The sequence below is a fragment of the Pseudomonas sp. S32 genome, from assembly GCF_016648095.1.
Taxonomy (GTDB): Bacteria; Pseudomonadota; Gammaproteobacteria; order Pseudomonadales; family Pseudomonadaceae; genus Aquipseudomonas; species Aquipseudomonas parafulva.
The window spans coordinates 1-25,721 of the sequence record NZ_JACVVF010000045.1 but is presented as its reverse complement, the minus strand read 5'-3'; the positions used below and the strand labels follow the sequence as shown (position 1 = coordinate 25,721).

The 25,721-nt window shown below is 52.7% G+C and carries 16 protein-coding genes; 3 read left to right on the top strand and 13 right to left on the bottom strand.

Going from position 1 to position 25,721, the window contains the following annotated elements; all coding sequences use genetic code 11:
• Positions 1–86 precede the first annotated feature (86 nt).
• The 13 genes from rfbC to IAE38_RS19485 all read right to left on the bottom strand — a co-directional run bounded on the left by rfbC (position 87) and on the right by IAE38_RS19485 (position 20,558).
• Positions 87–635 carry a dTDP-4-dehydrorhamnose 3,5-epimerase gene (gene rfbC, locus IAE38_RS19545; protein ID WP_201218803.1) on the bottom strand — a complete coding sequence of 183 codons (549 nt, stop codon included), beginning with the start codon at positions 633–635 and terminating at the stop codon, positions 87–89.
• Positions 635–1,525: a glucose-1-phosphate thymidylyltransferase RfbA gene (gene rfbA / locus IAE38_RS19540; protein ID WP_201214097.1), complete on the bottom strand. Its 891-nt coding sequence runs from the start codon at positions 1,523–1,525 to the stop codon at positions 635–637. Before rfbA ends, rfbC begins: the two co-directional genes overlap by 1 nt.
• Positions 1,522–2,427, bottom strand: a complete 906-nt coding sequence (gene rfbD / locus IAE38_RS19535) for a dTDP-4-dehydrorhamnose reductase (RefSeq protein ID WP_201218802.1) — start codon at positions 2,425–2,427, stop codon at positions 1,522–1,524. The genes rfbA and rfbD overlap by 4 nt, the downstream gene beginning before the upstream one ends.
• Complete coding sequence (gene rfbB / locus IAE38_RS19530) at positions 2,424–3,500, bottom strand: dTDP-glucose 4,6-dehydratase (RefSeq protein ID WP_201218801.1); 1,077 nt, start codon at positions 3,498–3,500, stop codon at positions 2,424–2,426. The genes rfbD and rfbB overlap by 4 nt, the downstream gene beginning before the upstream one ends.
• A 75-nt stretch (positions 3,501–3,575) precedes the next feature.
• Positions 3,576–4,868, bottom strand: coding sequence for a hypothetical protein (locus IAE38_RS19525; protein ID WP_201218800.1), 1,293 nt, complete (start codon positions 4,866–4,868; stop codon positions 3,576–3,578).
• A gap of 18 nt (positions 4,869–4,886) precedes the next feature.
• Entirely contained in the window at positions 4,887–6,053 is a 1,167-nt protein-coding gene (locus IAE38_RS19520; protein ID WP_201218799.1) for a nucleotide sugar dehydrogenase, read from the bottom strand.
• 15 nt (positions 6,054–6,068) lie between these two features.
• Positions 6,069–10,328 (bottom strand): glycosyltransferase, encoded by a 4,260-nt coding sequence (locus IAE38_RS19515; RefSeq protein WP_201218792.1) that lies wholly within the window; start codon positions 10,326–10,328, stop codon positions 6,069–6,071.
• Between the two features lie 8 nt (positions 10,329–10,336).
• A complete protein-coding gene (locus IAE38_RS19510) occupies positions 10,337–11,947 on the bottom strand; it encodes a BNR repeat-containing protein (protein WP_201218790.1) in 1,611 nt (536 codons plus the stop codon).
• Positions 11,948–11,983: 36 nt separating this feature from the next.
• Positions 11,984–13,084 carry a hypothetical protein gene (locus IAE38_RS19505; protein ID WP_201218788.1) on the bottom strand — a complete coding sequence of 367 codons (1,101 nt, stop codon included), beginning with the start codon at positions 13,082–13,084 and terminating at the stop codon, positions 11,984–11,986.
• Positions 13,085–13,182: 98 nt separating this feature from the next.
• Positions 13,183–15,597 (bottom strand): glycosyltransferase family 2 protein, encoded by a 2,415-nt coding sequence (locus IAE38_RS19500; RefSeq protein WP_201218785.1) that lies wholly within the window; start codon positions 15,595–15,597, stop codon positions 13,183–13,185.
• Positions 15,594–18,065: a glycosyltransferase family 2 protein gene (locus IAE38_RS19495; RefSeq protein WP_201218817.1), complete on the bottom strand. Its 2,472-nt coding sequence runs from the start codon at positions 18,063–18,065 to the stop codon at positions 15,594–15,596. Before IAE38_RS19495 ends, IAE38_RS19500 begins: the two co-directional genes overlap by 4 nt.
• Before the next feature lie 145 nt (positions 18,066–18,210).
• Positions 18,211–19,662 carry a DUF4214 domain-containing protein gene (locus tag IAE38_RS19490; protein ID WP_201218783.1) on the bottom strand — a complete coding sequence of 484 codons (1,452 nt, stop codon included), beginning with the start codon at positions 19,660–19,662 and terminating at the stop codon, positions 18,211–18,213.
• Between the two features lie 17 nt (positions 19,663–19,679).
• Positions 19,680–20,558, bottom strand: a complete 879-nt coding sequence (locus tag IAE38_RS19485; protein WP_201218815.1) for a hypothetical protein — start codon at positions 20,556–20,558, stop codon at positions 19,680–19,682.
• A gap of 531 nt (positions 20,559–21,089) precedes the next feature.
• Here IAE38_RS19485 and IAE38_RS19480 point away from each other — a divergent pair.
• Genes IAE38_RS19480 through IAE38_RS19470 form a run of 3 tightly spaced genes read left to right on the top strand, consistent with a single transcriptional unit; the run spans position 21,090 to position 25,657 of the window.
• Positions 21,090–22,901 carry a type I secretion system permease/ATPase gene (locus IAE38_RS19480; RefSeq protein ID WP_201218781.1) on the top strand — a complete coding sequence of 604 codons (1,812 nt, stop codon included), beginning with the start codon at positions 21,090–21,092 and terminating at the stop codon, positions 22,899–22,901.
• 12 nt (positions 22,902–22,913) lie between these two features.
• A complete protein-coding gene (locus IAE38_RS19475; protein ID WP_201218779.1) occupies positions 22,914–24,239 on the top strand; it encodes an HlyD family type I secretion periplasmic adaptor subunit in 1,326 nt (441 codons plus the stop codon).
• Positions 24,236–25,657 (top strand): TolC family outer membrane protein, encoded by a 1,422-nt coding sequence (locus tag IAE38_RS19470; protein WP_201218777.1) that lies wholly within the window; start codon positions 24,236–24,238, stop codon positions 25,655–25,657. Before IAE38_RS19475 ends, IAE38_RS19470 begins: the two co-directional genes overlap by 4 nt.
• Positions 25,658–25,721 lie beyond the last annotated feature (64 nt).

Below are 25,721 nucleotides of genomic sequence, written 5' to 3'. Positions count from 1 at the left end.
GCGCTCGAGTCCGTAGAAAGCAAGCTTCACTACGCACCTTAGTCACTCACGGGGCCAAGGCTTCAACGCCTTGACCCCATCGATGGTCAGTCAAACACTTCAGCACTGGCTAGTGCTACGCCAAGTTGATCTTTACCCGACAGGCTAGGGGTGAAGTCAATCGGCCAATCGATACCGACCTCAGGATCATCCCAAGCAATGCAACGCTCGCTGACGGGCGAATAGAAGTCTGTAGTCTTGTACAAGAACTCGGCGGTATCGCTCAGCGTGACAAAGCCATGTGCGAATCCTGGCGGGATCCACAGCTGGTTTTTGTTCTCTGCCGAAAGCACCGCACCCACCCACTTGCCGAAAGTTGGGGAGGACCGACGGATATCGACCGCTACGTCGAAGACCTCACCTTGCACGACACGCACCAGTTTGCCTTGGGCGTGCGGTGGCAGTTGGTAATGCAGACCGCGCAGAACACCCTTCACAGAACGTGAATGGTTGTCCTGTACGAAATCCGGGCGCAGGCCGGTGGATTCGCTGAATACGTTGGCATTGAAGCTTTCGTAGAAGAAGCCACGCTCGTCGCCGAACACTTTAGGGGTGAACAGTAAGACTTCGGGGATGGCCAGAGGAGTTGCGTGCATTAGAACACCTTCTCATTAAGCAGGTTACGAAGGTACTGGCCATAGCCGTTTTTGAGCAGTGGCTGGGCTAGGCGCTCAAGCTGCTCAGCATTGATCCAGCCGGCGCGGAAGCAGATCTCTTCCGGGCAAGCCACTTTCAACCCTTGGCGGCGCTCCATGGTTGCAATGTACTGGCTGGCTTCGAGCAAGCTGTCGTGAGTACCTGTGTCCAGCCATGCATAACCACGGCCCATGATCTCCACCTGCAGTTGTTCCTGTTGCAAGTAAAGATTGTTGAGGTCGGTGATTTCCAGTTCGCCGCGAGCAGACGGCTTAAGGTCACGCGCTAGATCCACAACCTGGTTGTCGTAGAAATACAGGCCGGTCACTGCGTAGCTGGACTTCGGTACTTTCGGCTTCTCTTCAAGCGATAGTACACGGCCGGTTTCGTCAAATTCGGCTACACCGTATCGTTCCGGATCATGCACGTGGTAGGCGAATACAGAGGCACCTGCTTCACGCTGACCTGCGTTCAACAGCAGCGACTGGAAGTCATGGCCGTAGAAAATGTTGTCGCCTAGCACCAGGGCCGAGGGGGCGTTGCCGATGAAGTCAGCACCGATCGTGAAGGCCTGCGCCAGGCCATCCGGGCTCGGCTGCACGGCATAAGTCAGGTTGATGCCCCACTGGCTGCCGTCGCCAAGAAGCTGCTCGAAACGCGGCGTATCTTGTGGGGTAGAAATGATTAGAATGTCGCGAATACCTGCCAGCAGCAAGGTGCCCAGCGGGTAGTAGATCATCGGCTTGTCATAAACAGGCAAGAGCTGCTTCGAAACAGAAAGCGTTGCGGGGTGCAGACGCGTTCCGGAACCACCAGCCAGAATGATCCCTTTACGATTGGTTGTGTTCATTTGTTCAGAGCTTCCATGAGCATACGGGTTACACCACTTTGCCAGTCAGGCAAGTGCAGCGTGAAAGAGTTGCGAAGCTTGGCGGTATCCAAGCGTGAATTCAACGGGCGACTGGCCGGGGTAGGGTACTCGGTAGTAGCAATCGGATTCACGGCTTCGACCACGAGATCTTCGCCATGACTCCGTGCGAACTCAATAACATAGCTGGCATATGCATGCCAGGTCGTTTCGCCCGTTGGCGCCAGGTGGTAGACCCCGCTTAGCTCAGGTTTACGCCACGCTTGTTGCAGCGCAGCTACAGCCACATCCGCAAGTAACTCCGCCCCCGTAGGCACCCCTACCTGGTCAGCGATTACATTGAGTGCGGAACGCTCCTTGGCCAGGCGTAGCATCGTCTTGGCGAAATTGTTGCCCCGTGCGGCGTACACCCAGCTGGTACGGAAAATCAGGTGCTTGCAGCCCGAGGCCTGTATCAGCTGTTCGCCTTCGAGCTTTGTGGCGCCATAAAAGTTAACTGGCGCCACGCTGTCGGTTTCCTTCCACGGGGTAGTACCCGTGCCGTCGAAAACATAGTCGGTTGAGTAGTGAACCAACCATGCATCGAGGCGCTTGGCTTCCTCCGCCATTATCTGGCTAGCCAAGGCATTCACAAGATGGGCTGTGTCGCGCTCGCTTTCAGCTTTGTCCACTGCCGTGTAGGCGGCTGCGTTCACAATCGCTTGGGGGGAAACAGCGCGAATGGCGGTCCTAAGGCCTTCTAGGTCCGAAAGATCACCTTTGAGCAGACCATAGGGTGTGTCGGCCGGGTGTCTATCGAGTGCCACAACTTCACCGAGCACGCTCAGCGCGCGTTGAAGCTCCCAGCCGACCTGGCCGTTTTTTCCGAGCAGCAGAATTCTCATGCTTGGCCTGTACGCTTGGCGTAGTTATTGTCGATCCATTGTTGGTAGCTACCGCTTTTCACGTGCGCCACCCACTCATGATTGTCCAGATACCATTGAACGGTCTTGCGAATACCCGATTCGAAGGTTTCTTCCGGAACCCAGCCGAGTTCGCGCTGGATCTTGCTGGCGTCGATCGCGTAACGCAGATCGTGGCCTGGACGATCTTGAACGTAGGTCAGCAGTTCAACATGAGGGCGGAATTTGGAATCCGGACGCAATTCATCAAGCAACGAGCAGACCGTGCGCACCACCTCGATGTTCTGTCTCTCATTGTGGCCGCCGATATTGTAGGTTTCACCCACTTCACCTTCGGTGACCACTTTGTAAAGCGCACGGGCGTGATCTTCAACATACAGCCAGTCGCGGATCTGATCGCCTTTGCCATAAATCGGTAGCGGTTTACCTTCCAACGCGTTCAGAATAACGAGCGGAATCAGCTTTTCCGGGAAGTGGAAAGGCCCGTAGTTGTTCGAGCAGTTGGTAACAATGGTAGGCAGACCATAAGTACGCGTCCAGGCACGTACCAAATGATCGGAGCTGGCCTTACTGGCCGAGTAAGGCGAACTTGGCTGATAGGGCGTAGTTTCGGTGAACAGATCCTCTGGGCCTTCCAGGTCGCCGTAAACCTCATCGGTGGAGATATGGTGGAAGCGGAAGGCTGCTTTACGAGACTCATCAAGCGTCATCCAGTAACCCCTGGCGGCTTCAAGCAGGGTGTAGGTGCCTATGATGTTTGTCTGGATGAATTCGGACGGGCCTGAAATGGAGCGGTCAACGTGAGACTCGGCAGCCAAGTGCATCACGGCATCAGGCTGGTGCTCGAGGAACACGCGATCCAGCTCAACACGGTCGCAGATGTCGACGTGTTCGAACGCGTAGCGTGAGTGTTGATCGACAGACTGAAGGGACTCGAGGTTGCCTGCATAAGTAAGTTTGTCAACATTAATAACCGAATCGCCAGTGTTTGTGACGATATGTCTCACAACTGCGGAACCGATAAAGCCTGCACCACCTGTTACTAGAATTTTCACGAGTTGACTACCTTGAGTTGAACAGGAATTTTACCTGTATTGACCAATATGGAACAGCCGAAGCTATCGTCCGCTCTACTGCGAAGTTTGTTTTGAGTTTGCATACAATGCGGTTAAGCAAATTTGCTTGTAAAGCTCCACGGATGAGTCGGTATAAGCAAGAAGCTTGGTGAGCTCCGATTCACGCTTGACTTTAGTCATTGCAGAATATTTGCGTGATAACTCTGACTCGATGGCAAAATTAGTATAAGGCGCTTTGATCAGAAAGCGGGTAGTGATTTCAGCAACGACAAAGTCGGGTTTTTCATGTCTCACGATGCGCCAATCTATGTCGGCGCCTGAGAAAACATGCACTAATCGCTGGAAGGTTTCAACAAGCTGTGGGGCGAGCGTAGTTGAAAACGAGTCACCAAAGATAACGCATGTCTTCGGTGACGCGGCGGTAGGATTATGATAGACATGGATGCGCCCCCTGTTGCCGATTCTATTATCAAAAATTCGGCAAGATTCCACGTGCGGCATATCTATCTCTGGAATGCGCTCTACTTGCGCGGGCACCAATTTGCCACCCAAGTCACCTGATATTTTTGAGAATAAATATGTAGAGGCCGGCTCGGAGAAGTTAACGCCGAGACTCTTGCAAAGCGTTTCCGCTGCGACTTTTGCGCCAAAATGTGTCCAGTGAGTATCTACTTTAGAATAGGTGTAGTTTCTCTCTGCGGATAGCTCTTTAATAGGGTTAATGATGTAATGCTTATTGAAGACACACAAGAACTGGTCAAGCGTGGATAGTCCTTGACGGGCAACAGGATATTTATCGGGAAAAATATACTCTTTACCCGGTGCAATTAAGAATATAGCTTTCCCGTAAAGCAAACCTTCTTCAGATTCAATGTTACCAAAGTAACGTTGCCAGCCGGCGAGATTGTCAGAATCAATGAGTAACTCGCCTTTATATTGGGATAAGCTCTTGTTTGTGTCGTTGTCTAAGAATAAATAGTCATCACTTCCCTTCAATACACCGAAGCTATCAAATGAGATTTCAGCAAACCATAGGTGCGAGTCATCTACAATCGCACCTATTCTTAGGTTTTTCCCTAGTTCAATGTAGAACTCAAATCCGCAGTTCACATTTTTGCTGCTATGTACCGTTGCCACGTCAGGACGAGGTACGCAGGGATTTACTACAGTTTTCTCAGCATTGTCGAGAACAATATTCGGAACAGTGCCGGCTTTTCCTAGAACCCACCCTCGCACTTTAATATATACACCCGCTTGCGAATGCAAATGCATAGTTTTTGGAGAGTCGATCGAGAACCTCAAATCTTCGCTGCTACGGATAAGGAGGCTAGTGCGAATTGTAATCATATATTATTTTCCACGCCTTCAGTCGTTTCCGAACAGATCTCTGCTATAAACTTTTTCTAATACATCATTTAGGTCAGGCGACAGTCTGTTGGCAATGATTAAATCAGTTGAAGACTTAAAGGTCTGCAGGTCGCGACATACGACTGAGTTGAAGAAGGTTTCATCTTCAATTTCAGGTTCATATACGATTACTTCAATGCCCCTAGCCTTGATACGTTTCATTATGCCTTGGATTGACGACTTTCTAAAGTTGTCAGAGCCAGATTTCATAATAAGACGATATATACCAACCCTTTTCGGATTCAGCTTTATCACCTCGCTTGCAATAAAGTCTTTGCGCGTTGTGTTCGAGTCGACAATGGCCCTGATCAGATTGTTGGGCACGTCAGCATAATTGGCTAACAGTTGCTTGGTATCTTTGGGTAGACAATAACCGCCATAACCAAAAGATGGGTTGCGGTAATGAGAGCCTATTCGCGGATCAAGCCCGACTCCCTCGATGATACTTTTCGAGTCAAGATTATGGACTTGAGCATATGAATCCAGCTCATTAAAATACGCGACACGCATTGCGAGATAGGTGTTCGAAAAAAGCTTTATGGCTTCTGCTTCTGAAGGTGAGGTGATAACTGTAGCTACATTATCAACAAGCGCTGCTTCTGAGAGGATTTTAACAAAGTTGGCGCAAGTTTCTGCGGGGCCCCCAGCAATGATTCGGGATGGGTGCAAGTTGTCGTACAATGCACGGCCCTCACGCAGGAACTCAGGTGAGAAAGTTATATCTTCGTACCCATGATGCTTTTGCATCCTTACAGTAAAACCAACGGGGATTGTAGACTTGATGACAATTTTGATTGTGCCATTAATCTCGATCGCTTGCGATATTAAATTTTCGACAGATGATGTGTCGAAGAAGTTGGTTACAGGGTCGTAATCAGTAGGTGTTGCAATGATTAAATAATCAGCGTTGCTTACAGCGTCGTCTAAAGAGGTTGTTGCTGATAGATCTAAATCCTGAGTTTTCAGGTACTCTTCAATTAAGTCGTCAGCCACCGTCGCTTCCTTATTATTCAAGGCAGCAACAGATTGGGCATTTATATCATATGCCATGACGTGATGCTGTCTTGACAGCAGCACTGCGTTTGATAACCCTACATACCCGATACCAGCAACAGCAATCTTCATACGTTACTCCGAATTTCAGTATTGATCAGGACGGCAAATAGTACGACCTTCCTTAATCCCACAAACCAAATAATGAACGAGGAAAGGCACTCGAGCTTTAACGACATCTGGGTGCCGTGCCTTGTAAAAGCGAGTTGAGAAATCTGCACTCGGATCAAGCGCTAGGTCATCTCCATAAAGAATGTAATGTACAGCCGGATCTAAACCGACTGGAATCATGCCGCCGGAGTTTTCCACGTAATATGCTAGGTCAAAGTAGCCGCTTTCTTTGCAAAGTTTCATCCATCTTGCAAGATTCGCAAATCTACCGAGATGCCATTTGGAGGAAACTCTGTATGACAAACTTTTCTGAAACTCGCCGTCATCGATGGCTCGTAGGCGCCAGCCGCGGGTCGTTACGTCTGAAATAAATAGCGCTTGGTTTCCCATTGATTTTGAGGGTGCCAACAGGCCAAAGATGCGCTCCATAGCGTGTGCCCACGTGCCATCGCCACCGGATTTAACAACGGCAGCATCAAGCACTGCTTGTTCTTTAAGCAAGGAGAAGTTTTGGGCGAGAGAACGTAGTAATCCGCCTCGGATCCAGAACATTGTGCCTGCAAAGAAGCCCCAGTCATCGGAACTTGGTTTAATTTTCAGAGTTGTCAAAACATCTTGAACCTTGCCCGCATTTACGTACATCAAGCTCTTTGCGGAGCGGTAAAGCGCTTCTGGTCCAATCATACCTACCTCTGGATCGTGCTCCAGAGAACTCACAACATTTTTGATTACTTCCGGGCTTGGTAGCAATGATTCATAGCAGAGGTTGCCGAAGATTGCATCATCATCTGTTTTAGTATTTTTAGTGTGCAGTTTCAATACAGCGCTGTAGGACCACAAAGCATAGTCATGGTTGATAGCCAAAAATGGCAATACATCCATGCCCCCATTTTCAGCCGCAACAATAGTGGCTTGAGGGAAGAGCTTATGAACATCGCCAGCCACCAAGTTCAAATGTTCAGGCACACAAGTTACAAAAAGATCGAATGGTTCCGAAATGAGCTTAATACGCTGCGAAATCTTAGTCCACTGCTCTGTGTAGTAGAGATGAAGGCACACTGCTACTTTAGGTTTCCCCGGGCTGATCTTCTTAAACGGTTGCAACCTTGGAGCAAACTCCCGCTTCAGATCAACAGTAATACTTTGAGCCGTTAGGTTGGAGGAGCGCTTAGACCAGAGATAGCCCCACGCTTTATGGGCCATTTCCACCATCAATTCACGATTGTCCATGACCATCATCAAAGCTGAAGCCCATTTTTCAGTCCCACCAGCGCTTCCAATGACCAAGCCTTTTTTTATCAATGGCTCATATACCCAGCTTCGGCTACAAATTACTGGAAGTCCCAGTGCTGTCATGTGAAGAAAATCTTGATCGTGTTCACCCACGTCATGCCCAGGCAAAGATCGTGGAATTAGTCCGATATCAAACTTCTCCGCCCGCATCAACCACTCTGCATAGTGAGGGTACGCTGAGCGCTTGGTATTCCGCTCGATATGCTTGATCCAGGCACGTTCGGGGACAGTCTTAGCAGAACCTAAAATCACGAGCTGGAAATTGATTCCGCGTTTCGCTGCGACCTGGTCGAGCGCTCCGACTACCAAATTCAAATCTTCGAGATTTTTATCATCTGCAAGAATTAACATCCGGAAGCGAGGGGCTAGAGATGGTGAAGGCTGAGGTGCGCGATAATTTCGCCAAAATCTTACATCCAGTGAATCTTGAACTATGCTAGAGCTGTTACACAAATCACAGTACGCAAGTTCCAAGCGACTGGTTGCAAACCACACATGGTCAGCATGGGCCATAAGGAGCTTAAGGGCGTGTTTCTGGTCATGCGTACTTTGTTTGCATGTTTGAAGGAAATGGTCCTGGTGGAAGTCAATATATATTTTAAATCCGGCATCGGATTTCTTGTCAATAAGTGCACTTGCCGTCGATTTTCGTTTGACGGACGTACCACCGACTATCACGGCATAACATTCCGCTATCAATGGGTCAGTAACATCACTTACCAGAGATATCCTAAAGTCCTGATGCGCAAACTCGTTCGTCAATGGTGATATAAGTCTAACGTATTCACGTTGACTGAGAGGCTCTAGGTTATCTCTCAAAATAACTAGATGTAGACGGTCTGTGTTATTATTAAATCTTATATCTCCAGAATCTGCTCTATAATCAGTACTCCAAATAGCAGGGAGTCCGAGGCGGTCTAAGATGTCATCGCATATTACATTCGCTCGATTATCAAATGAGTGGTGTTTGTTAACGAAGTCAGCGACAGTCCGTCTCTGGTTTTCTCCCGCATCATCGATCGCTTCAATGCAAGAGCTAGCACTATCAAAACCTTTTCGTTCTTCAAGTTGAACGATTGTGCTGCCGAACATCGATGTGATCGAAGGTATGGGATCTGTGACTAGTGTGCTGCCTGAGGCCAGCACATCATAGACCCTGTTTGAAACGAATCCATATTCGCGCATGGATTCCCAATGATCATTCAACACAATATGGTGACTTGCATACGTGCTGCAGAGTTCGGTGTTGGATATGTTTTCAGATTTTATATAGTTAGAATCAACAAAGCTCGACCAACGTGTACCGTAAATGGCGATGTCATGTCCTGACTCGATTGCCTTCCGCACGATAGGTCGATACTCATTACGCGAGTTACCAACGAATAGCATCGCGTCAGATCTTGGTTTTGCAGGCCTTACATATCGGAACCGCTTCGGATCACTGCACTGGAGAAGTGGTACAACCTTTTTCTGAATTTGCAGCTTCAGGAATTCAGCATGTGATGAGGACGCAACATAAACTAGATCAAAGCTATTGTACTCGTCCAGAGTCACTTGGTCGGGGTGACTAATGTTCCACATTATATTTATAGCCCCTTTTCGAGGGGTGTAACTCGTGAGCCCACGGAGGACAATAACCACGTCCTCTGCACTGGTAGGGCGAGCGTACCATTTGCCATGAAAATCAAGGCTGACCTTATGGCCTTTCTCTTCCAGGGCAATTCTCAAAGAGTCAGCATAATGGTAATCTCCCCATTGCTGCTTTTCCGCTTCCGGGGCTGGTATCTTGATTGAGATATTGAGAGCGATTGCTTTCGATATGTCGATTCGATCTTCACTATCGATAGTGTTCTTTAGTCGAACGACTTTCTGGAATGCCAGTGGCTCCGACAAAGTGATGCGATTCGCATCGTTCCTACTTTCAAGATAATTACAGCCAATAAATGGCGCAAAAAAAGGCGGTGCTTCGTTTGTATAACGAAGAATCAGATCCCAGTCGACCATTCTCCTCAGCGCAGTGTCGTAAGGTCCTTCTTTTAATAGCAAATCTCTTTTGTGGGCAAAAATGTTAATATCTACATAGTTGGCATGAAGGCACTCATTTCTGTCAAAAGGTTCACCGCGATATCCAATCACATTCATATGCTCATCATGCAATAGGAGTGAAGCATATCCGGTCCCCCTCCCAGTGATCAAAAATGACAGATTCATGATCTCTAGGAAGTTGGGGGCCCACGTGTTGTCGGAGTCTAGGTAGTAGATATAGTCGCCACCAGCAATTTCCAGTCCTTGATTTCGCGCTGCGCTGACACCTTTGTGTTGCCCTTGAATAACTTGGATGCGTTTATCTTTCTTATAAGGCTTTAGCACCTTGTGAGTATCATCTGTACTGCCATCATCAATAATGATGAGTTCCCAAATTTTGTGTGTCTGAGCAATGACAGAATCAATGGCCGCCTTCAGCGTTGCCGCCCTATTGTAGGTAGGCATTATTATGCTGGCGAAAAATTTTCTTGATTTTTTCTTTGTTTCTATAGGGACTGCTGATATTTTCTTTAAGAATACCTGTTCCCCGTCGTGGTCATAGTGTGACAAAAGTCGCTGACATGGGGCCCAGGGTCGGAGGGTGAGGTGCTCTTCTAAAGTTAATTCTGAAATGCTCCGCTTGCCTGTCATCTCCAGCGAGCTCGGCCGGTTGATTGAAAGCGTGGCTGAATCATCAGCGTCTAAACTAGAGATCGATTGATCAGGTTTATCATGTACTGCGGTGCCAGATTTGGCAAGGAATGTCTCTGCTAGTCTTATATTGGCCGACACGATTTCCTTGAGTTCGGAATTTTGGCTAATGGCTTCTGTATATAGCTGAATAGCACGCCCGTAATCACCAGTACGAAACTCTAGATTTGCCTGTTGTAGCAGGGTTAAATTTAGTGACTTATTCATTTGATCCATCAACCAGTATGTTGAGTAAATTTGACGTTAATGATATTTATCGGACTTACTGTGGCATTTGCACGAATATCGCCATTAGGTTGTTTGGTTGTTTGGACGAACAATGTCAAAATGTTATCTTTGTTCCATCTGGTTCGATCGATAATGGGCTCGGCATAACCTAGATCCGCCGGCCAAAGTATCTCGAAGCCATCCAGATGAGCTAAATAGTTTGGCGCGGAAGCTGAGTAAGAGCTAAGCCGATTTTTTGATATGTCTCCCCGAAATAGAATGTGAACATTATCATCCTTATCGAGGATGATCTCGGGGCGACTAATGGGTATCGGTAAAGTTCCTATTCCCTTGAGCTGAAATGGAATCTCTCTTTTTGACACCTGTCTTATATTCCAACCAGCGTCGGTCAGCCACAGATGGAAATACTGTGGTATTCCAGCGTTGTCATTGGCGTAGAAAGCTATATGCGCAAATCCTTTACTATCCAAAGCCATACTGCATTGATTGATCAGGTTGCTCCCCGGGGGCACAGCGAATATAACCTCGCTGTTCACAGGTGTGATAGGGAGGCGATAGACCACTCCCCCACTAGTGTGCCAGGTAAGGCCATTATCAGCAGACTTTGCATAACATATATTCAAATTGTTAACGATTTGCTCAGGTCCGATTGAGTGCGTTCTCCAGACAAATGACAAATGCAAAACACCACGTTCATCAACCACTGGATGGTTCCAATAGGCGTTGCACGTCCAAGGAGAGTTACTTTCACCAGACAGTACCGCCACTGGATGGTCAGCCCAAACGCCCAGTTTTTCATCAAACGTTTTGAGGCGTGCACAACCTTTATCTGATTCACCGTCCCTGTACAAAAGCGTAAGCGGGTAATCTAGTCTCGGATTTATGAATGTCGGATAAGTAACTCGATCTTCATAATGCCCAGTCATCGCCTGCTCTTCACTCCAAACATCAATTGCATAGGGCTTTAAAGACCGGCGATACCTGAGCTTTGTACCATGATGGTCATATGTTATGTGTAAGCAATGATCTCGGTCGTGCCCTAAGCTTATACTGTTGTGAGCGTCATGAAGTCTATATTGCCCTTTGAGCTCATAGGATTCAACACCATTGGTTGATAGCCGAACCAGAATCAACACACTCTCACTCTCGTAAAAGGCCGTGTATTGATAAGTTCCTATGGTCAGAATGCCGTGATGTCGATAGATAGCAGTATTGATTGTGTTAGTGGCCCAGCCGACCCCAATTTGAATGTCGTCTAATACCTTGGCTTTGAATTTAGAGTTATAATTTTTCTTATAGTATTCGCCGATCAATTTTTTCATTGATTCGGCTGTCAAGCCCCATTTACAGGCGAAGTCGCCAAATGCCTCATAGCCATCTTGCGAATCCAGTTCTGCATGGGCTATCGCGATAATGAATGCAATCTCTGCTCGATTACTTCTACTGGAGATGTCGCCATCAGTGATTTTTGTCAGTTCAGGCCAGTCTTTACTTTTCCAAAGAGAATTAATAGTCTGCAGGTATGCGACATCACCTGTAAAATCACCATTGATTTTATCGTGTCTGTTCTTGCTGATCCAAGACCTGATAAGTTTCAAGAACTTCCGACACATAGTAACTCCCTGTTACGAAAATTAAGCAGGCAGAATTTGTTTACGAGTGGTTTGGCTGCTGCGCTGAGCAATCATATTCTTCACAAAAATTATGCGTGTTTCATTGGCCAGCGCACACCATTCCGCCCATCGCATCGATAAGTTTGGCTCATCTTTAGCTAGGCGGTCCACAATGAGCGGAAGCTTTCCAATTAGTCCTGTGATCAACAACCTATCGGCGTCAGACAGAAGGCCCCATACATTTGTATCCAACGCATTAGGTGCCGCTAGGCGCAATTCAAGTCGTTCTTCGTCACCATCAATCGATTCAGCGTACCAGTTCTCAATCACATTCTTGCAGGTATCTGTGAATTCGAGGCGAGGATGTAAGGAAAAGTCGTTGCTTTCATCCGTTACAGTTGATAGCTTGAACTCGAAGTCGGCATATGATTTCAGATTTACACTTAAGTTTGAAATTCTTATTTGTAGGCTGTGGTAATTTTCTGAATGTTTTATCTTGCCGGTACTGACATGATCAAAACGCAGGGTAGCCGGCCAAGCTGTAAATCTTGCGGCTTGATTTCTAATGTAATTGAGAAGCGTAGCATTTTTACTGCCGGTAATGCCTAGCAGTAAGTCATGTTCTGTAAATAGCTTATCAAGCAACGCAAACATTGATTTCACGACATTCCAGTCTGTAGTCCCCAAGCTGGACAGCTGTTCAGTTCGGTCGCCATCCAAATTACCATCAGGAAGGGATAGCTGGAATCCTAGGGAATTTTCGTCTAGGTGCTTAAGGCTAAAGGGAGAAAGATCATCTTCTACCTTCACAAAAATGTCTGTTGCATCTTTCGCCTTGTTGCTAACTATGGAAATGTAGACCGCTGGAAAAAAATGAGAATTCATCTCAACATTTTTCAAGCCGATGGTCGTCAGTTGTGTGTTTCTCTTGATGGGGTGTTCAACGATTGATTCGATATTAAAATCAATGTGATTTGGATTTAATTCAAGAAGGCGATCAAGTCTGCTGGTAAGTAATTTGATTTTTCGATCTGCGATTTGTTGTGATGTGATCAATCGTTCAGAAGTTTCTTGTGCGTAATGTAATGATTCGATAATCATCTTGATGTCATCATCATGCATCTTAAATTCCGCCCGCGCAAAGTTGGTTATACTGAATCATGTATGTCTCTCCCCGTTACTGTATTGCAGGTCCGCATTATTGGATTAAGTCAGGCCTGTTAATGGCGGGGATTTGGAGCCAGTGGTGAGATTGGATAACAAACCCTCACCTTTGAATCGATCTTTCTCATGGCAAGACCTCCGTAAGGCCCTGAGAGATAGTCATGACTCAGCAGCGGGTGATAATAGGCGTCGCAGGTTTCAGCTCCAGCCCACCTCTTTCTGAACCTTAATTGCTCTCGCTCAGCTCGTGCCCGCTTTTCTGGAGTCTGATCTTTACCTCGACTAGCCGATTCTGCGTGGATGAGCCTTGACGAAGCAACCCAAGTCATATGAAAGCCTCTTTCCAAAAGCCTCAGACAAAAATCGACATCATTGAACGCTACAGGATACGAATATTCATCCAGGCCTCCCACTTCGTCAAACAGAGACTTCCTTATTAAGAAGCATGCGGCGGTCACTGCACTCTGTCGCCGCGTTAGTTGATTCAGCCCCAGGTAACCTGCGTCGTGATCTTTAAGATGGTTGCCGGTATGCGCTGCTAGCCCATTGATGCCCGCTACCACACCACCGTGCTGTACCATATGATTCGGCCATAGCAACTTTGCCCCAACGGCGCCAACACCTGGGCGGGTCAGTTGGGCAACCATTTCCTTGAGCCATCCACTCTCAATCACCTCAATATCATTATTCACCAAGCCAATGACATCGCCCGTGGCCACACTCGCAGCCCGATTGTTAATGGTTGAGTAGTTGAAAGGATAGTTGTGCTCTAGGACTTTAACGCCCCGTGCCTTGATATCGCCTAGGTACGCCAAGGTATCCGGATCACTTGACTGGTTGTCGACCACAATGACTTCCAAGTCCGGATAGTCTGTCCCTGTCAACAAACCCTCAATGCAAGCGTGCAACAATTTGTACTGATCACGCGTGGGCACGATCAGGCTGACGCGCGGCAACTTCTCCGGGAGAGGCCAGTGAGCTCTAAGCAATGCGGGGTAATCATGCACTCGGCTGACCATCGACCCGGGTGCCAACGCATCGCATAACCATTCCATTGCCTTCAGTCGTTCCGGCGACGGCTGTGCCTGCTCCGGGCTGGCAGCTGTGTGATTGGCGCGGTGATAGAGCACACGGGGAAGATGGGCCACGCTCCACCCACTTCGCTCCGTAGCCAGAGCAATGGCTGCAACCAAGTCATGCCAACCGACCAGCATCGGCTCGTTGCGGCTAGCCAGCAAATCCATTGCTTCGCTGACGATACGCTGCCCGAAGATAACACCGGGCGAAAAAATGTCAGCGCCGATGAATAGGTCCAGGTCCCACACAGGTTTCAACCACGGTGAAGTCCGTTCGCCGCCGGGGCCGTCCCGGTCACAGTCGGCATAGGCCCAAGCGCTCCCGTCGTCGAGCAATACGCTCAAGTGCGCAAGCGCAAATGGTGCCAGGTGATCCCCGGCGCTTATTGGCAAGATGCGGTCACAGCCGGACGCGATAAGTGTTTCAAGTGCTGGGCCTAGATCTGCCGATGGCGCATACGCGAGGGTGTATTGGGTAGGGCTGTAGTTTTCCAGGCTTGAGAGGGTGCGTTGTTCTAATGCGACAATGCCCTCGGTGATCAGCAGCAGGCCAAGTTTACCTTGCAGTGCAGGGGCAGCTTGGTCGTCAAGGCGCTGAAATGCATTGAACCATTGAGGGTAACTGTCCCAGCCGGCACTCTTGGGCAGGCGGATGCTTTGTTCCTTAGCGACTGCACTCAGCATCTCCAGCGTTGCTGCATCATGTGCAGTACCCAATTTGCTGATTAGCCCTTCAACGCCCTCTGGCCAGCAGCACAAGCGAATAGGGCTGCCTGCCAGTTGTTGGCCAAGATCATTGAAGATCTCCAACACATGTACCTTGCCATCAGCCAACTCCCAAGGCAGGTCGATGGCAAACCCGTGGTCGCTGGTGGCGCGGTACGCTAAAGCTTGGTTGTGCTCATTGCACACAGCCCGACCAACCTCCTGATCGCCTTCCCGAACCGTAACCTCCACGTGTCGATCAGGTGCCTTCGGATCCCAGCACCAACCTCCGACACGCAGGCCACCTGTATGCCAGACCTGGGACGCAATCGAGGCGCTGTCTTCACTGGGAGCTGCCGGAAGTGACAATTGCCCTTCCAATTCGAATGACTGGTTGGCGATGTATGCAGTGATCAACCGTGCGTCATCAAGCCAGCGCTGACGCAATTGCACGGCGAAGCCATGGTACTGGTCGCCCACTGGTGCGTTGGGCTCATATTGGTCGGCGCGCGCCAGCGCAACGCTGGCTCCATCAATAAACACCTCGATGACGGGGCGGTTTTCCGGCTGCGTGTTGTCCATGGCCCAGCCGTGCAGTACATCCCCCTGAAGACCAAGAATGGCGCCGCTGAAGGCGGGTAGGGTGACGGGCTGAGCCGTTTGCGGTTGATCCAGAAGGTGTTCGGTCATCGGGCCAGGCTCGGGGTGAAAGGCAAAGAGGTAAGGGCGGCGGCCCCTATTTCGCTTGCCAGCAAATTGGAGGGGGCGAACAGCGGTATACCCAGCTGGGCTGCCAAGCCAGGGGCCGCCCAGTCGCTGCCAGGGTTTTCAGCCAGGCTGAGCACAGCATCACATCCTGCGGCTTGGGCTCGCTCGGCCAAGGTGAAGCCATCCAGGTCGGGCAGCACATCAACGGTTCCGACGGCTTGCAATTGTTTCAGCAGGGGGCCATCGCTTGGCGCAACCAAACGGATGGACAATTTCGTGCGTTTGATATGCCTTGCAACATCCAGCCAGCGTTGGGCAAGGGAGATGTCGCGCAGGCTGTCACCAATCACAAGCGACTGAGGCAGATGTGAAGGGGCACTTCTTGCTAATGCAGTGGCCTGGGTTGTCAGCTTGGCATCGGGCAGCACATTGCTGTAACTGGGCCGCAACGCTGACCACGGCAACTGAACGTTCGCAGCCTTGTGCGCAAAACGCTGCCAGTCATAACCGCCCCGTTGATCGAGCAAGCGGTCGTCGCTGCACTGGATGCTATACGGAATGGCCAGCATAGCCGGCAGGTCACATAAGCTCAGCGGGCAGTGGGCGAGGTTCTGGAATACGATTGCCTGCATCGGTAGCTGGCGCAGGCATTCGACCAAACGATTGAAATCGTCTGGCAGTTCGAATTCCAAATTCAACGTCAGAGGGTGCAGCGGGGCAGTGAGCAATACATACCGACGGTGGCTGGTCTGGTGATAAGCAAGGCTGAAGTCGGCATCGTTACTGGAGCCATCGTGAACGTAGAGCGTTGTGTCCACCCCAGCCTGCCAACTTAACCTTTGCTCGTTCGCCGGTTTGCTTGCCAAGTGCTCAAGGCGGGCACGTTGTAGCGCCTGACGTGCAGGTTTGATAGGGTCGCGCAGGCAAAAGGCTTTATAGCGGCTGGAGGCGTCGGGGTACCGTTTGCGCAATGTTGCGTTGTTTACCGCCACGCGCATCAACTTCTCGGCACCAAACGAAATACCGCCCTGGTGCGCCACAAACACGTTAGGCGCCCCCATGTGGCGCCAGCCGTGGCTGCGAGCGCGCAGGCACCAGTCGGTTTCTTCACCGTAGCCCCGCGCCAGGTGTACTTCGTCCAGGTAGCCTACCTGGTCCAGTGCAGCCCGCTTGATGTACAGGCAAAAGCCGCAGCCTGTTTCGATTTCGATGGGTGGGCTGGCCACCTGCCGGGCGAGTTCATCGAGTTCGGCCTGGGCCTTGGCGCTGGGCATCTCATGGCAGATCTGGCTACGGGGGAAGCTCATCAGCTCGCCGTTATTGGTGAACGGCGTTACCGACGCGATGCGTTCGTCGCTATAAGCCACTTCACGCAACCGATCCAGCCAGGCGCCGTGCACGCGGGTATCAGCGTTGAGCCACACCACGTCTTTGTTCGGGCTAAGTGCCATGGCGCGGTTCATGGTACGGATGAAACCGAGGTTTACCGCGTTGTTGATCAACGTGATCTTGCCCTTGGCAGCAAGCACCTTGAGTGCCTTGGCCAGCGCAGGGACGGGCGTCTTGTCTTCGATGACTACCAGGCGATGTGGGGTGCAGTTCAGCTTGCGGGCGTCCAGCGCGCTGTTGATACACTCCAGGGTTTCCTCAAGGCCGTTGTAGACCGGAATCAGAACGTCCACTGGGTTGTTTTCGCCGCCACCTACGCCGGCAGGTGGAACGAACACTGGCATTGCGTAAACCGGGCTGCCAAGCAGAGGCGTGCCGTTGGCAAACTGAAGGTGCACCGCAGGAGTGGGGTTCGGCACGCTCACCCGCAAACCACCGTGGGTAGCCGGCAGCCCCGCAGCGCTCAGCAACGGATGGGCGGTGCTGGCCGTTGCATTGATCCGCGCCCCATTGGCTTCGATAACAAGTGCTGCGGGTGCTTGCAGGTTTTGCAGATCAACTGCCCACCCTTGGATTTCCTTCTGCTCAGGCAGATAGCGCACCACGCCGATGGTGCCCGGGGCATCACTTTGCGCAGCGAGCAGCCTGATTACCACTTCAAGCTCTTTGCCCGTATGGATGTCGGGCAAGTGGGCCAGAATCATGCGCCGCAACTCACCAGGTGTTTCTGATCGGCTACGGGCCTCCCAAAGGGTCAGCCGCAGCGCGAGATCGTTGGGTTGCAATTTCCAGGCATTTGTAAGGTAGCGCGTGGCCATCTCACATTGGGCTTGTGCCAGAAGGCTGCGCCCCACCAGGGCGTGAACATCGGCCCGTTCGGGCAATGCCTTGGCGGCATTGGCAAAAAATAAAAAAGCCAGCTCGGGCGTCTGCGGCAAGGCCGCAATGCCTTTCCATACGAGTGCTTCGGCCCGGTACTCGGGAATCTGCAACGCACGTTCGAGTGCAGTTGCCGCCGCGTCGTGCTCGTTGGCCTGACGGTGGCGGTGGAAGATGTCCATGAGCGTCTCTCGCCCATGGTCGAGTTGTCTGGACATAAGCTTGGCTTGGCTACAGATAATAAAAAGAGGGGCGACCCGAGAGCCGCCCCCTTTCACATACCCCCGGCCTTGCGGCCGGGCGTACGCTTCGCTACGACAGGGCTAGTTACACCTGGCCGTGCAGCACAACGACGTTGTCGATGTGTGCAGCAGCTTCTGGCGAACCAACGATGCCCAGGGCAACGTCTGCTTGCGAAGCACCAGCTTCCAGCTGAGCAGCCCAGTGCGCTTTGCCAGCATCATCAGCAGTACGGTCCAGAGCGGACTGGTACAGCGAATCGATGAAGTCGGCGTTGGCTTTGGAGCCAGCCTCAGCGGAACCTACGATCGACTGAGCGATCTCGGCACGGCTTGCACCGTTGAACAGCTGGGATACCCAGTTCTGCAGGCCGGCTTCGTCGGCTTCGCGGCCCAGGGCAGCTTCGTACAGGCTTTCAACGAAGGTACCGTTCGACGCGTCAACTGCCTGAGCTTCGGCCGAAACCGAGATGGCAGCAGCTACGTCAGCCAGGGTGCCGCCGTTGGCCAGCAGGGAAGTCCAGACGCTTGCACCGGTGTCACCGTCGGTACCACGGCCCAGCAGGGCTTGGTACAGGTCGTTAACGTCGGCAGCGTTGTTCACACCAGCGAACTCGGAGGAGTTCAGGAAGGCGTTGGCAACGTCGGTCAGCGAACCACCGTTGTTCACGAAGCCAGTGAAGAACTTGGCGCCGCTCACGTCAGCGTCACGGTCCAGGATGCCTTGGTACAGGCGCAGGGCAGCAGCTTCTGCGTCGTTGTGGGCCAGGGCTACCGACTCTTTGTTGCCATCGGCATCAACGAAGCTCAGGAACTCAGCGTCTTTGATGGCGGCAGTTTGGTTGCCGGTCAGGTTGACGTTGAAGTTGTTGCCAACGGTCAGGGTGTAGTCGTCACGAGTGCCGTCCAGCTGCACAACGTCGTAGCCTGCACCAGCGTTGACGATGTCAGCGTGGTTGCTGCCGCTCAGGATGATGGTGTCATCGCCCGAACCGGTGGTTACGTTGTTGTTGCCGTTGCCAGCGATAACGGTGTTGTTACCGTTGCCAGTCACGATGGTGTCGTTGCCGTCGCCAGCGTCGATCAGGGTGTTCTGGTCGCCTTTAACGGTGATCACGTCGTCGCCGTTACCGGTAGCAACTACCAGTTGGATGGCGGAGGTGTCTACCGACTCAGGTGCAACGGCAGCAGCGAAGGTCTGCACGTCGGCAGCGGCGGCTGCTTGACCTTGCAGGTCAACAACCAGGTTGGCATCGCTCTGCAGCACGTAAGCGCTGACGCCAGCAGCTTCTGCGCCGGCCAGGTCAACAACCACTTGGTCACCTTTGGCGCCTTCGACTTCGCCCAGGACGATGTCGGCAGTACCGGAGGTTGGCAGTTGAACGTTGGTACCGGTGATGCCGGCGATGCCGACAGTGTCAACGGTGTCCAGGTTCAGCAGGCTGTTGATGGCCGCCAGGGTGGTGTCGGAAAGGTTGGCGCTGTCTGCGCTCAGGGTAGCTTGCAGATCGCTGCTCGATTGAGGGCTATCGTATTGCATGATGTCTTCCTGTTACTTCAAGCCATTTGGCCTGCTGCAATAGTATTCTGCTGTGACGCAGAGTTTTCCCACGGAGACTTAAGGCGGGCAGCGTTCATCTTCGTTACGGGGGTTACGGCGAGGTGCAACGCCACCAGCGGCTCATTGCCGGTGGGGCCGTGCATCATCTGATTGGTGACCAGGCGCTGAGGTTCCGCATTTCCGAATGCGAGCAGGCCGGTTAATTCGTAATGTTTGCGCAGGGGGCCTACCAGGCTGAAACCTACGCATATCAGGGGCAGGCCCTGGCCACGGGCACCAACGGTGGTGCCGGTGGAGACATTGCGGCTGGGGCCAGAGCCGGCCACCATGCACGTATAAAGCAGATCGACCCCGGCCGGTTTGTTCGGCAGGTCGATTGCAAAACATTCAATGAACTCGTTGCTGTTGGGCACGCCCACGTAGCCGTGCTTAGACACTACTTCGCCCGACTGCTGCAAGTGTGCAGTAATGGTGACGGGCAGCGGGGTGGCGTCGGTGGGCAGCGCTTGAGCGGGTTCGGTGGCAACCACGGCGAACGTACGCATGATGGCCGGTGAGGTATCGATGCGATCAATGCGCAGGTCAACCGGGTCAATCACATCGTCGAACATGTGGTATTCAGTGATCAGCACGGTAGTAACGCCGGCTTTTACACGCGCAACAATGGTGTCGCCCAGCTTGGTCAGCATGTTCTTGCTGACGCCCTCGGCGGGGAAGAAATCGATAGAGCCTTTACCCAGTGGCGCTTGCTGCAGGGCGATACAAACGGGCTTGTCTGCAGGGGGCTGCGAGGCGTACCTGAAGATATACATGCCCGGCTCGAGCAGTGTGACCCGAGAGCTGATTTTCAAGCCATCAAGGGTGTGCGAAGGCATAGACATGGCGTTGTTAAGCTCCTTTTAAGCAGTGACACTGGTAGCTAACGTGCTCAGACCCGTGCATACACTAACTGGCCATTGAAGGCTCCCTGCGAGTGGCGAAGATGCCGCCCGGGGGAGGGGATGTCAACCAAGAAATCTAAAAAAAATTTCATATCTGTGTGGAACTTAGCTATAAGCCACGCGATCGGTGCGGTGCTTTCGGCCCTATCTGCGCGTTCAGGTTGGAGAGTGTGCCTGCCAAAAAAGTTCTGCCCTATCAGGTGATTATCTAGAGGGTCAGGATTTTATCCGAGCAGTGCGGCTTTTTTGGCGTCACTTTTCTGCGGTTCGGCCCCGCTGTGCCGTTTGTCTGATGGTCAGTCAGAACCGGCTAACCTGAAAGCACTAATCCGCGCCTTCGCAATATTTCATGAAAAAGGTACTGCTCGTCGCTGAACGAACTGGCACTGGGAACAATCTGACACGCTGCCCTCTTGGCTGGGTGTTACACTGCCGGCCGCTTTCGCCATTCTCAGTACGGACGCCATGAGTTATCAATCCGAAAACAATCTGCAAGCCGCCCTCAGAGCCTGCAAGAGCAGCTTCCTTTCGGTAGGCTTCTTCAGCTTCTTCGTCAACGCGCTGATGCTGGTGCCCACCTTCTTCATGATTCAGGTATCCGGCCGCGTCGTTCCCTCCAGCAGTACGTCCACCCTCCTGATGCTCACCCTCATCATGACCCTATTGGTGATAACCATGGGGGCGCTGGAGTGGGTGAGGTCGCGCATCATGGTGCGCATCAGTAACCGCCTGGATGTGCTGTTGAGCCGTGATGTGTACAGGGCCAGCTTCAAGCGCGCACTTAATAGCGGTGGCGCTGACGCAACGGCCCAGTCGCTCAACGACCTTACCTCATTGCGCCAGTTTTTCACGGGCCCTGGGCTCTTCGCTTTCTTCGATGCGCCGTGGTTCCCGATCTATACGGTTGTCATGTTCCTGTTCCATCCGTGGTTCGGTTGGATGACATTAGGTTGCGGGTTGGTATTGGCTGTGCTGGCGGTGGTAAACCACAAGGTGACGGGTAGCGCTCTGGCCACCGCCAACAAGGAAAACGTCGCGTCCAACGTGGTCACTACTAAAACGTTGCGCAATGCTGAAGTTATCGAGTCCATGGGCATGCTGGACACGCTGATGAACCGTTGGGCCAAGCGCCAGCGCAACATCATGCTGCTGCAGTCCGATGCCAGCGATAAAGGTGGGGTTGTCAGCTCTACGTCCAAGACGTTCCGTATCTGGTCCCAGTCCATCATGCTCGCGATTGGTGCCTATCTGGTGGTTACTCACGAGATCAACCCAGGGCTGTTGATGGCGGGCTCGCTGTTGCTGGGGCGTGCGCTGTCACCTATCGACCAGATGATCAGCAGCTGGAAGGGCTTCGTTGCCGCCAAGGTTCAGTACGACCGCCTCAATAAAGTGATGGACGACCTGAAAAACGAGCCTGAGCGTATGCCCCTGCCTGCGCCAGAAGGGCACATCCAGGTAGAGAACTTGGTAGTTGCCCCGCCGGGTGCAAAAGCAGCCGTCATTCGTAGTATCAGTTTCGTAGCTCCTGCTGGGTCTATAGTCGGCATTGTCGGCCCCAGCGCTGCTGGCAAGTCCACACTGGTTCGCGCACTCATGGGCATCTGGCCACCGCAGCATGGCGTGGTACGTCTTGACGGTGCAGACATCGCCAGTTGGGACAAGCAGGAGCTTGGGCCGTATGTGGGTTATCTACCCCAGGATATCGAGCTGTTCGAAGGCAGCATCAGCGAAAACATCGCGCGCTTCGACAAGGTTGACCCCGACAAAGTCGTGAATGCGGCGCAGATGGCTGGCGTGCACGAGATGATCCTCATGCTGCCCGATGGCTACGACACGGTTATTGGGAGCGACGGCGTAAACCTCTCGGGTGGGCAGCGTCAGCGCATCGGCCTGGCACGTGCCATCTACGGTAACCCGCGCCTGATCGTACTCGATGAGCCCAACTCCAACCTCGACGATGTGGGGGAGCGTGCCCTTGGCGTTGCCCTGCAAAAGTTGAAAGAAACCGGCGCTACGGTGTTCATCGTCTCCCACCGTCCAAACATCCTCACGCGTCTGGATCGCATTCTGGTAATGGCAGGCGGCACTATCTCGCTGTATGGCGAACGTGATCGCGTCATTGCCGAGCTGGCCGCCCAGCAGGCCAAGGCCCAGCAACGCGTGGCCCCGCCGGCAGGGCCGCAGCCGCCCGCAGCACCTTCGGCTGCACCCAATTCCGCCCCACCTGCGGCACCGGCGCCTGCGCCAGCCCCTTCGACCAGCACTGGCGCGTGAAAGGATTTCTAGATGAGCAGTAAAGCGATTACCGCGTTCGACCACAATTTCGATGACATGCCCACCTCTGATCGGGGCATCCGCCGTATTGGCCTGACTATCGTGTTTGTCACGTTCGGCATTTTCGGCAGCTGGGCCGCCTTTGCGCCGTTGAGCAATGCCGTGCATGGTTCAGGTACAGTCACCGTACAGAACTACCGCAAGACCGTGCAGCATCTGGAAGGCGGCATCGTAAAAGAACTGCTTGCCCGCGATGGTGACTTGGTCAAGAAAGGCGACCCACTGATTGTGCTGGACGAGTCTCAGCTGAGTGCCGAATACGAGTCCACCCGTAACCAGTTGATCGTGGCGCGGTATAAAGAAGCGCGGCTGCGCGCCGAACGTGATGGGCTGGATTCCATCCCGCCGGTCACTATGGAAGGTACTGACTCTGACCGTGCCCAGGAAGCGATGGCGGGTGAGCAGCAGGTATTCATGGCGCGTCGCAATTCCCTGCAGGGTGAGATCTCGGTTAACCGCGAGCGCATTCAGCAGATGAAACAGCAAATTGCTGGCCTGAACGACACCATCGGTACCAAGAGCGGGCTGGAGAAGTCGTATACCGGTGAAATCAAGCAGCTCAAGGAGCTGCTGGCCGAAGGCTTCGTGGATAACCAGCGCATGCTTGAGCAGGAGCGCAAGCTGGACATGCTCAAGACTGAAGTGGCTGATCATCGGTCAAGCATCACTCAGACCAAACTGCAGATTGGCGAAACCGAGCTGCAGATTGTGCAATTGAAGAAGAAGTTTGATTCTGACGTGGCCAAGGAACTGTCGGATGTTCAGGCTCAGGTCTTCGACCTGCAGGAGAAAGAGGCTGCCTTGCGTGACCGCCTGTCTCGTGTGGTGATTCGTGCACCAGAAAGCGGGATGGTGCTTGATATGAAGGTGCACACCATTGGCGGCGTTATCAGTGCAGCTACGCCGATTCTGGATATCGTACCGGCGCAGTCGGAGCTTGTGGTGGAGGCCAAGGTAGCCACCCGTGATATCGACCGCCTGGAGTTAGGTAAAACCGCAGATATTCGCTTTACCGCGTTCAACCAGGCCACCACGCCGGTGATCGAAGGCAAGCTGGTGCGTATCTCTGCCGATAGCTTGACTGAAGAGCGCACAGGGGATGCTTACTATCTGGTGCGTGTACAGGTAACTCAGGATGGCATGAAGAAGCTCGGCAACCGCAAGCTGCACCCCGGTATGCCTGCCGAAGTCCTTATTAATGCTGGCGACCGCACCATGCTGCAGTATCTGTTGAAGCCTGCCCGCAACATGTTTGCTGAATCGCTGATCGAGGAATGATTGTGCTGCGTTTGCTACCTGGAATGCTGATGTGCATGGTCGCCTGGCAAGCTGTGGCTGCCGAAGGGAAGGGAGCGGCCGGTGAGCAGCCGAAGGCAGTTTCGGCCTCGACTTATGCGCTGGATTTGGCGGGCCTGTACCGCGAGGCCCGCCTGGAAGACCCGAGGGTGCTCGCTGCGTATGCTCGCGCACGTTCTGCCACCGCCCAGCAGCGGGAGGCGCTTGGCGGCTTGCTGCCGCAGGTCTCGGCTAATGCGAATACCAGTCGAGTGCTTCGCAAGAACGAGATCGATCGTGACATCTATAACAACGAAACCTACTCCCTGAGCCTTACCCAGTATCTGTACAACAAGCCGGCCTGGGAGCGTTACCAGAAGTCCAAAAGCGTCAACGAGCAAAAAGGCCAACAAGCCGAAGACACGCTTGCTGAAGCGACTGTAGACCTCGCCAAGCGCTATTTCGTAGCCCTGGCAGCCGACGACGAGCTGGCCCTGGTACAAGCCGAACGCCGCGCCACCCAGAAAAACCTGGACCGTGTCACCAGCATGTTCGACCGGCAGATGGCCAAGATCACCGACAAGCTGGACATGCAGGCGCGTGTGGATTTCCTGGCAGCCCAGGAAGTAGAGGCGCGCAACCAGGTGCAGGTGAGCCGTGAGGCACTGGCCGAGGTCGTTGGCCGGCCGATCACCGAGCCGCTAAGCCGCGTGCGTAACGATGTGGCGTTGCAGGCGCCCACGCGCCCTCTGCAACAGTGGATCACCCAGGCGGTTGAAGCCAACCCGTCACTCAAGGCCTCCAAAAGCGGGGCCGAAGCTGCCATGGCAGCCGTACGTGAAGGCAAAGGCGAGCATTACCCGCAGCTGACGCTGAGCCTCAGCGCCCAGCAGAGCGACCAGGGCTACGACAACACCCAGGCGCCTCGCAGCGACAGCTACGTGGCCACGCTGGGTGTGAAAGTCCCGATCTATAGCGGTGGTTCCACTTCTGCCCGGGTGCGCGGCCTCTACGATGAGCAGTTGGCTGCGGAAGAGCAGCTTGAGGGTGTGCGCCGTCAGGTGGTGAAAGAAACCACCACTGCCTACCTCACCGCCCAGGCTGCAGTGGAGAAAATCCGCGCCAACCGCAATGCGCTGTCTTCTGCGCAGCAATCCAGCGTTGCGGCGCAAAAGGCCTTCAGCTATGGCGTTGTGAACGCGGTGGATGTATTGACCAGCGTGCAGAACGAGTTCAAGGCGCGGCGTGATCTGCTTAAAACCCAGTATGACTTCATCACAAACCTGTTCTTGCTGAACCGCTGGGCGGGGGAGTTGAATCAGGAAAGTGTGGATAACGTGAATGTGTGGCTGAGCCCAGTGCCGGAAACCAGCTTGCCCGGGGGCGATGTGGCTCGGCTGGATGCGCGCGCCAAGGGGTAAGCGCACACATGGGGCAGGCCTAATTGGCCCGAAACAAACGTAGGAGCGAGCGCAGCTCGCGATG

Bases quoted from the DNA above. Each gene is read 5' to 3' on its own strand.
- IAE38_RS19490 (WP_201218783.1), bottom strand. From the start codon at position 19,662: ATGCAATACGATAGCCCTCAATCGAGCAGCGATCTGCAAGCTACCCTG.
- IAE38_RS19480 (WP_201218781.1), top strand. From the start codon at position 21,090: ATGAGTTATCAATCCGAAAACAATCTGCAAGCCGCCCTCAGAGCCTGC.
- IAE38_RS19475 (WP_201218779.1), top strand. From the start codon at position 22,914: ATGAGCAGTAAAGCGATTACCGCGTTCGACCACAATTTCGATGACATG.
- rfbA (WP_201214097.1), bottom strand. From the start codon at position 1,525: ATGAACACAACCAATCGTAAAGGGATCATTCTGGCTGGTGGTTCCGGA.
- IAE38_RS19525 (WP_201218800.1), bottom strand. From the start codon at position 4,868: ATGATTACAATTCGCACTAGCCTCCTTATCCGTAGCAGCGAAGATTTG.
- IAE38_RS19495 (WP_201218817.1), bottom strand. From the start codon at position 18,065: ATGGACATCTTCCACCGCCACCGTCAGGCCAACGAGCACGACGCGGCG.
- IAE38_RS19470 (WP_201218777.1), top strand. From the start codon at position 24,236: ATGATTGTGCTGCGTTTGCTACCTGGAATGCTGATGTGCATGGTCGCC.
- rfbD (WP_201218802.1), bottom strand. From the start codon at position 2,427: ATGAGAATTCTGCTGCTCGGAAAAAACGGCCAGGTCGGCTGGGAGCTT.
- IAE38_RS19505 (WP_201218788.1), bottom strand. From the start codon at position 13,084: ATGCATGATGATGACATCAAGATGATTATCGAATCATTACATTACGCA.
- rfbC (WP_201218803.1), bottom strand. From the start codon at position 635: ATGCACGCAACTCCTCTGGCCATCCCCGAAGTCTTACTGTTCACCCCT.
- IAE38_RS19500 (WP_201218785.1), bottom strand. From the start codon at position 15,597: ATGACCGAACACCTTCTGGATCAACCGCAAACGGCTCAGCCCGTCACC.
- IAE38_RS19485 (WP_201218815.1), bottom strand. From the start codon at position 20,558: ATGCCTTCGCACACCCTTGATGGCTTGAAAATCAGCTCTCGGGTCACA.
- IAE38_RS19520 (WP_201218799.1), bottom strand. From the start codon at position 6,053: ATGAAGATTGCTGTTGCTGGTATCGGGTATGTAGGGTTATCAAACGCA.
- IAE38_RS19515 (WP_201218792.1), bottom strand. From the start codon at position 10,328: ATGAATAAGTCACTAAATTTAACCCTGCTACAACAGGCAAATCTAGAG.